Source organism: Methanosaeta sp. UBA458 (assembly GCF_002496085.1).
GTDB lineage: Archaea > Halobacteriota > Methanosarcinia > Methanotrichales > Methanotrichaceae > Methanothrix > Methanothrix soehngenii.
Window position 1 is genome coordinate 11,039 of record NZ_DAIK01000062.1, and the last position, 9,071, is coordinate 20,109.

Sequence of the window (9,071 nt, forward strand, 5' to 3'; positions counted from 1 at the left end):
TCAGACGTCTCCCTGCTGGCAGTGGTCAACTCCAGCCCGAATCTATCCCAGGTCCACCTGGAGAACAACGGCATCACAAAGCTTCATAGGATCAAGGTGACGGATCGGGATAGATCCCTGGGCACCCTCTCCGAGCTCGACCCAGGGGAGAAGAAGGTCCTGTCCATAAGCGGCAGAGCGGAAAAGCTATCGGTCTTCGCTCTGGACCCAACCGGCCTGGAGATTCAGGGCCGGGTCAAATACAACTCCACAAAGCAAGAAAAGAATGCATCCGAGGATGTCGGCCTAGAGACGATATTCGATCCGCTTTTATTTTCCATGTCCATTCCCGCCGGTGGCGCCATTCCGGCGGAGGCGGAAGTACCAATAGCAGAAGAGCCTGTCATTCCAGCCATCCCCCAGAACTCCAGCTCCTCTTCTTTAGCTCTGAATATATCAGTAAATAGATCGGCCTGCCTGGCAGGAGAGGCGATAAGCTACCGATGCCTGGCCACAAACATTGGCCAGGATGAGCTCTCCGATGTTCGCATCACCTGTGCGGGCAAGCTCGCATCCACTGGTTTTCTCACTCCGCACAAGGAGCTGGAGCTGGATGGCATTCTGCTGGTCGAGAATAACACCCGCCTCCTGGCCGAGGCCAGCGCCAAGGATGGCAAGGGCAATATCTATACCAACAACACAAGCATCGATATCCGCATGATCTCCCCTCAGATCAACCTCCTGCTGGAAGCTCCGGAGCTTGTTCACCGGGGGGAGAACGCCTCCATCCTGATCCGGATCGAGAATAGCGGTGAGGATAATCTGACCGACCTGAAGGTCGATGATGGATTCGGAGAGGTGGCCCGGATTCCTGCACTCGCGGCAGGAGAGGCCGAGACAGTGCAACAGAATAGGACGATTCTCCACAGCCTGCCTTATGAGGTCATGGTATCCGCCCGGGACGAGGTCGGTGGAGAGGTCTATTCCAGCCAGAGCCAGACGATTGCAGTGATGAACTCATCGCTCGAGATTCAGAGCGAGAGCACGCAAGTGACCACATATCCCGGAGAGCCGGCAGAGGTGACCTGGATCCTGGAGAACACTGGCCAGGAAACACTGTTCAATGTCACGCTGCAAGGGAACGGAACGGACTGCATTTTGCCCCAGATGCTCCCGGGAAGATCGGTACGAATGGCCGCCATCTACAGCAAAAATGATAGCATCTGGATCAATGTCACCGCCAGGGGAATGGACAGCCGCGGCTTTGAGACCACCACCAATGGAAGTGTGCTCTTGAGGGCCATCAAGCCTGGAATTAGCCTGAAAGTCATGCCTGAAAAGATCGAGGCCGCACCGGGTGACGAAGCAGAGATCAGCTGTCTGGTCACCAACTCCGGCCAGGACCGATTGAGGGAGGTGGTCCTCACCCTGGATGGCGCAAAGCTCAGCTCATTGGGCGATCTTGAGCCGGGAGAGTTCAGAGTGGTCCAAGCAAGGCCGCTCATCGAGGAGAACAGCACCCTGCAGTTCGCCGTTGCTGGAGAAGACTCCCAGGGCGAGGTCTGGTCCGACCGGATGGCAGTTGAGGCGATGACGGTCACAACGGCGATCCGGGTCTTTGCAAGCGCCTCGCCCTCGGCCGTAGCCCCCGGAGGCACGAGCAGCATCACCTGCACCGTGGCCAACATGGGAAGCGTGCCACTGTACAGCATCTTCGTCATAAGCGAGAGTTTAGGCCCGCTGGGCAGCATAGACATCCTCTCCCCCAAGCACCAGAAGACGATCACTGCGAAAAAGTCGATCAGCAGGGGTGGAGAAGACACCATAACCGCCGAGGGCTTCACCATGGACAGGAGTTCGGTGCGGGGAGAGTATAATCTGAACCTGGCCCTGATAGAGGGCGCATCTGCTGAAGGGAGTGTCAAGCCATCGGACGATTACCCAGACTATAACGTCAGGATGGTTCCGGCTCGCGTCAGCTATGGAAACAGCAGCCTGCCCTTCAACCTGCCAGAAGAGAAATCGACCATCACTCAGGTATCCGGAAAGATGGCTCGAGATGTGGAGCAATCCGCTAAGAAGTCCGACAACGCCGTGGTAGAAGGAGTCTCAAACCTCCTCCGTTATGTAGAAACGCTCTTGGGCATCTCCGACATCGTGGGAGCTGATAAGGATGCGACAAATGAGTCCGAGGCGGACGAGACCATTAGCCCCGAGTCTGCTCATGAGGATGAGCCGACAGCAGTGCCCTCTATTAATATGTCGACTCAGCCAGAATCTAAGGAGAAGAACCTGTCTGGCCAAGAAAACTATGAGCTGAGCATCGAGGGGGTGAAAAGCTCTGAGCACGGGGCGATCGCCATACTGGACGTGAACGCCCAGCCCAGCCAGCCGGCTGCAGAGGAGGATGTCAAGGTCACTGTTCATATAAAGAGCCCATCTCCAATAACGGATGCCTCTGTGAAGTACGGGCTCTCTGATGCACCATTGACCAGACAGAGCATGAAAGGAATAGACAGGGTATACGACACAAAGATGGTACTTGAGTCGGGAGATGAGATGGATGGATACTGGAGCAGCACCATACCCGGCAGATCGGCAGGCACCTATATGCCGCTCTCAGTTTGGATGACCGATGGATCGAGCACTGCTGAAGGCGGTCCATATCTGATCCACTGGAGTACTGTCAATGTCGCTCCTGGTGCGAAGAGAGAGGAGAGCACCTCCTCATCACTTAATAAGAAGCTATTCATTGAGTCCTCATCGGTAAAAGGCGAGGGGGAGGTCTCCATAAAGGATAACTTCAATGGAGTGGCGATGAACTACAATGAGAATATGATGGGCAGCGGATCGATATCCATGGAGAGCCAGAGGAGCATTGAGAGAAGGCAATCAATAGATAACTTCACCGAGACCAAGGATCTGGTTTTCACTGGCGGCAGCCTGAAAGGCCACAAGACCGTCGAATCGCCAAGGTTTGATGGCGGCATGGGTGCATCAGTCAGCGAGAGGTACAACCTGAGCCATGTGGACCGGTCTGAGAGCTCCAGCGTATCCAGCGCCGGCTATGCCAACAACACCCTGAACTTCAAGACCGAACAGGCCTTTAATGGAACCTGGAATATCCAGACCAAGTATGCCAAGCTCTTCAAGAAGGTCAAGGCAGATCAGCAGTATAAGGGCTCCTTCCAGACGGAGAAGGATATCCAGTTCAAGGACGGCAAGTAGAGACAGAAATATAGCCTTATGGTAAGATTTCGATTGACTTTTGCTATTTTTTAAAAATTATATCACTCTTATGGAAGCTTTCACTGCAAAGAGCATGATGGACAGGGCTCTTAGCCCCGTCTGGCACTGGCTGCCTGTCTCCAGACCTCATCATAATCATCCAGAGACTCGATCTGGTCATGTATATCGATGCGATGCTGAACCTCAGCCGCGCGCAGCTTATGCTCCATAAAAAGCCGCATCAACTCACGGCACTCATCTCGGATGTTCTCTGCCTCCTGCCAGAAGCTCTCCGCCAGTTCGGCATTCACTGATCTCGTCTCCACGGACTTCCGGCGCAGCTCGATCTCCTTCTGACTGAGAGCTTCGCTCTTCTCCCTCTCTTCCCTGGCCAGAGCCTGCAGCTCTTCTACTTCTTGAGCCATATCCTCTATGCTTCTGGCCACCAGATCCTTCTCTGAGAACATATCAAGCCTCCAGCATCTTCAAAAACAGCTGGTGAAATCTCATATCATCCGTCAGCTCAGGGTGGAAGGCAAGGCCGAGCAGGTTCTTTTCCCGGACAGCGACCGGCAAACCACCCACCTTCGCCAGGACCTGCACATCTCGTCCCACCTCGGATACCGCAGGAGCGCGGATGAAGACCGCCCTATAAGGACGGTCCATATCCTCTACATCCAGGTCCGCCTCAAAGGACTCCCTCTGAGGGCCGAATGCATTCCGGCTGATCTTGATATCCATCAGGCCCAGGGGCTGAACATGATTGTCGCCCTCTATCTCTCTGGAGATCAGCACCAGACCGGCGCAGGTGGCAAGAATGGGCAAGCCCTTGGTCGCAGCTGCCTCCAGCTCCCCGGCCAGGCCGGAGCTATTCAGCTGTTGGACGATGGTTGTGCTCTCTCCGCCAGGCAGAACCAGGGCGGAGCAGGATGCGATCTGGCCGGGCTTTCTGACCTCCAGCACATCTATGCCTTCCCCAATCCTCTGCAGAGCATCGACATGCTCCGAGACATCGCCCTGCAGGGCCAGCACTCCTATTTTAGGCACCTACCAGCCTCTCGTCTGCAGGGCTTCAGCTTCGGGAATGCTAGCCGCATCCAGCCCCTTCATGGCCGCCCCCAGACCCTTTGAGACCTTAGCCAGATGAGCAGGATCATCATAATGATGCACCGCCTCCACTATCGCTCTGGCCATCGCCTCCGGGCTCTCTGACTTGAATATTCCCGAGCCCACGAAGACCCCGTCAGCGCCCAGCTGCATCATGAGAGCAGCATCTGCAGGCGTTGCCACCCCACCGGCAGCGAAGTTGACCACCGGTAGACGCTGCATCTGGGCGCACTCCCTGACCAGATCCAGATCGGCCTCGATCTCCCTGGCCACTTTCATCAGCTGAAGATCGTCCATTCCCTTCAGGCTTCTGATCTGGCCCAGGATCATGCGCATATGCAAGACCGCCTGGCTCACATCTCCCGTTCCTGCTTCACCCTTGGTTCTGATCATGGCTGCCCCCTCCTTTATCCGCCGGCAGGCCTCTCCCAGGTTCCGGGCTCCACAGACGAAAGGAATGGTGAATTTCGTCTTCTCGATATGAAATTCGTCAGCAGGCGTCAAGACCTCGGACTCATCCACCATATCAACGCCCAGTGCTTCCAGTATCTGGGCCTCAACGAAGTGGCCGATCCTGGCCTTTGCCATGACGGGGATGGTCACCGCCTCTATGATCGACTCAATGACCAGGGGATCTGCCATCCTGGCCACTCCACCCATCTTCCTGATGTCAGCGGGAACGGCATGTAAGGCCATTACCGCAACAGCACCTGCTTCTTCTGCTATTATGGCCTGTTCAGGGGTTGTGACATCCATGATCACTCCCCCTTTCTGCATCTTTGCGAAACCACGTTTGAGCAGTTCCGTACCAAATCGAAGATTTTCAAGTTCCATGAATTGCCCCAAATATTCTTAAGGGGATAGCTAAACACCGAGAATAAATAAACTTTGCCCCGACGGACTGCGATATCCCTCAAAAAAAATCGGATGAAAAATCCGAAGGATAGCGACAAAAAAGGTCATAAAAGATTGGAGAAGGGGAGGAACGAGCCCGACCCACTCCCTCTTATGGCATATAGTTTTCGTAGATGTATATATCCTTGTCTCCGCTTCGGTCGTCCGTCCAGACGATCCTCCCAGTCCTTATGCGCGGCTCCATCTGATTGCCAGGATCGGTGCAGATGGGCGTCTCCCTTCCAACATTCTGGTCGTAGACATAAATATCCCAATCTCCATTGCGCTTATCCTGCCATACGATGACCCCGTTCTCTACATCGGGATTGATCTGATCGGCTGAATCGGTGGTTATCTGCATCTCCTTGCTCGTGTTCAGGTCGTAGGCATAGATGTCCCAGTTTCCATTGCGGTTGTCCTGCCAGACCACGGTGCGACCATCCGTCGACGCATTGATCTGGTCGGCAGGATCGGCTACAATCGACACCGGCTGTGTGCCCATGCCCTGCTTCCAGAGGAAGATATCCCAGCTTCCTGCCTTGTTGTTCTGGAAGACCAAATAATCCCCTCCCGCCCGGACATTGATGCCGCTAGGAGGTGATTCAGGTGCTGTCTCCTTCTCGTATAGGGGCCGGGAGTAGACCATCCAACCGAAGTAGGTCTTTCTCAGATAGGCCAGGTAATCGTCGCTCAGGGAGATGGGGGTGGAATTCTCCAGGCCATAGACCAGCTCAGTTGAGTTGTCTATGGATATGTCAAACGTCCTGATACACCAGTAGTCCTCAATCTGGTATTGATTGTCCGGATTTCTGGCCACCCAGGCGATGATGTTTCCTCTTATATCCGGATACATGTCTTCGTAGGGACTGGCAGCAAGCGGCAGCTCCAGCTCCTGAGCCAGGCTGTAGACGTAGACATCGGGATCGCCGGTGCGGTTGTCCATCCAGGCCACATAGTAGCCCACCTGATCGTTTCCTCCTACAACCGGATGGCTCTGATCTCCTGGGACCTTGCTGATAACGCTGGTCTGGCCGGCGGCAACTGCCACTGACCTTGGCTTACCGCTGTGGGTATTGATCCAGACCAGCTTCTTGTCCATGCTCGGTTTGGCCTGGCCTGGGCCTGCCTGGACCAGCTCATCCTTCCAGCTGGCCAGGTCCAGCTTCCTAATGGAAGTGTCCTCGCCCGAGCCGTCCACATAGGCGATATAATTGCCCGATACCACGGGGTTGGTCTGCTCTCCCTCCCGGGGATAGGTCTTGCCCCATTTCTTGTCCCAGAAGTAATAAGAGATATCTCCCGTCGTGGCATCCTGCCAGGCAATGGTGTATCCGGAGATATCCGGATAGAGCTGGTCTCCATCTCCAGTGAGCTTGGTCTCGGTTCCATTGACCAGATCCTTCACATAAATATCGAAGTCGCCGTTTCTGCTATCCTGCCAGACCACCAGATCGCCGCTGATGGCTGGATACATCTGCTGCCCCGATCCCTTGTAGATGGGAGTCGTCTTGTCCGTGGACAGCTCCTTCATATATATGTCCCAGTTGCCGCTGGAGTTGTCCTGCCAGACCACCAGGTCGCCGGAGATGGAAGGCCACATCTGGTCGCGTTTGCCGGTAGCCACAGGGGACTCGACGCCGGTGGCAATGTTCGTCATATAGATGTCTGAGTCTCCGCTCCGGTAGTCCGAGTAGACCACTATATCCCCCGAGGCCTTGGGATAGAGCTGATCGTAATCCCCTTTGGTTATGGGCTTTTCCGATCGGGTGAAGAAGTCAAAGCCGTAGATATTCCAGTTGCCCCTCCTGTTATCGCTCCATACCAGCAGGCTGCCGTTGGTGCTTGGATAGTCAGCCTCTAAAAGCAGAAGCGGATCGGAGTTGATATACCTCATCTTTATCTGCGAATAGCCATCGCTGTTGTCCATCCACACGATCTTGTTATCGCTTATGATTTTGCTTGAGTGATAGGGTTTGATCTGATAGGGATCGCCCTTGCCGTCGTTAGGGGTCTGCTGGGTGGGAAGAGTGGCAACAGGCACCTCCACCCCTTTTCTCAGGTCAAACAGATAGATATCCGAATTCCCCTGCCGGACGTCGAGCCAGGCCAGGTAGTTGCCATGGACCACGGGGTTCCCCTGATTTGCAGTGTCTATCACCACCGCTCTCTCCGTATTGGTGGCCAGGTCATAAGCATAAATATCCCAGTTCCCGTTTCTGCCATCAGCCCAGACCACGTTATCCCCCCAGATCCAGGGTTGGGCCTGACGCGCCGGGTTGGTGCAGATAGCCGTCTCCTCACCTGTGGTGAGGTTGTAGAGATACAGATCCCATTTGTCCTCGCCGCTGCGGGAATCGATCCAGACGATTCTGTCTTTATGGATCACCGGGGAGAGCTTCAGGGACTGGGCGGCAGTGATCTGCTTTTCCTGGCCCGTGGTGATATCATAGAGGTAGATCTGCTCTCCACCTGAGCGCGCATCGATCCAGATGATGTTGTTTCCATCGATCATACCATAGCGGTGGTCGGACTGATCTATGGTTACCTGCTTGGTCTCCTTGGTTGACAGGTTGCGGAGGAATATCTGCAGATTTCCCAGGCTCATATCCGTCCAGATCAGATTCTTGTTGCTGATATCAGGGCTGCTGTGATCGAAGCTGTCCTCGGTTATCTGCGTCTCCTTTCCGGTTGTGATGTTGAACAAATAGACATTGAAGTTGCCGTCTCTGTTGTCAGTCCAAACGACATTATCTTCGGAGATCGAGGGATTGGTGTGATTGAAAGGACCACTGGTTATGGATATATCGGCCAGTATCTCGAAGTCGAACATCTGGATGTCCGGATCGTTGGTTCCTTTCCGGTAATCGGTCCAGACCACTCCTCGTTCGCTGATCGCCGGCTCCATCTTGATGCTGCCTGGAGCAAGAGCGATATCTGCACTGGTCTCGATATCATAGAGATTGATGTCCGTGTGGTTGTTGAGGTAGGCGATGTAGCGGCCATAGACCCTGGGATCGGTCTGTATGCCTGATTTATTGATGGTCGTCTCCTTGCCGCTCGACAGATCCATAAAGGCGATATCGGATTCTCCTGTGCGGTTGTCTGCCCAGGCTACGATGTCTTTGCTGACCGAGGGAAACGACTGATCACCGGGACCGGTAGAAACGGCGGATTCTTTGCCGGTGGAGATGTCATACATATAGATATCAAAATCACCGGAACGCTCATCCATCCATACAATTCGGTCATCGCTGATCTTGGGCCTGATCTGCTCGCCCTTTGCAGAGGATATCTCCACCTCATTTCTGGAGGAGAGGTCTAGAAGATGGATCTGATAGGTGCCTTTGCGGTCATCCGCCCAAACCACTCTATTTCCGCTGATGTCCGGTTGAGTCTGGTTTCCCTCTGCGGTGGTGATCGCGGACTCGGTTTTGTTGATGACATCATACATATAGATGTCCCCGTTACCGGAGCGCATATCCTGCCAGACGATGCGTTCACCGGAGACGGCGGGACTGATCTGGAAGAAGGGATCGATACAAACCCATCTCTCCAGGCCGGTCTCCAGGTCGTACATGAATATGTCATAATTTCCGCTCCTGTTATCCGACCAGGCCACGACGTATTCATCTATTGCAGGCTGCAGCTGTTCTGAGCCCACAATGATCGCTATAGGACGCTCCTTTCCAAAGTCAGCCCCGCTGGCAGCTCCCGCCAAGAGGAGGGCCGCCGTTATGATCAAAAGCCCAATTGCCTTATGCATCTCATCACTCTGTGATCGATCTATGATGTTCTTCCTCGATACTTGTCTGATGGTTTTGGCGAACCACTATAAGGACTTTTCTCGACGTTTGCCGTGATCA

5 protein-coding genes are annotated in these 9,071 nt (G+C 54.3%); 1 reads left to right on the forward strand and 4 read right to left on the reverse strand.

Annotated elements, in window-relative coordinates; genetic code table 11:
* Positions 1-3,207: hypothetical protein (locus BP822_RS04230; RefSeq protein WP_286877794.1), on the forward strand; the 3,207-nt coding region annotated here is incomplete at its 5' end.
* Between the two features lie 110 nt (positions 3,208-3,317).
* Here the strand turns inward: BP822_RS04230 and BP822_RS04235 are convergent.
* From BP822_RS04235 to BP822_RS04250, 4 genes are all read right to left on the reverse strand, one after another.
* Positions 3,318-3,674: a hypothetical protein gene (locus tag BP822_RS04235; RefSeq protein WP_013719853.1), complete on the reverse strand. Its 357-nt coding sequence runs from the start codon at positions 3,672-3,674 to the stop codon at positions 3,318-3,320.
* Position 3,675: 1 nt separating this feature from the next.
* A complete protein-coding gene (pdxT, locus tag BP822_RS04240) occupies positions 3,676-4,254 on the reverse strand; it encodes a pyridoxal 5'-phosphate synthase glutaminase subunit PdxT (RefSeq protein ID WP_273270792.1) in 579 nt (192 codons plus the stop codon).
* Complete coding sequence (gene pdxS, locus BP822_RS04245) at positions 4,255-5,148, reverse strand: pyridoxal 5'-phosphate synthase lyase subunit PdxS (protein WP_013719855.1); 894 nt, start codon at positions 5,146-5,148, stop codon at positions 4,255-4,257. It abuts the gene before it with no gap.
* A gap of 172 nt (positions 5,149-5,320) precedes the next feature.
* Positions 5,321-8,950, reverse strand: coding sequence for a biopolymer transporter Tol (locus tag BP822_RS04250; RefSeq protein WP_286877795.1), 3,630 nt, complete (start codon positions 8,948-8,950; stop codon positions 5,321-5,323).
* Positions 8,951-9,071 lie beyond the last annotated feature (121 nt).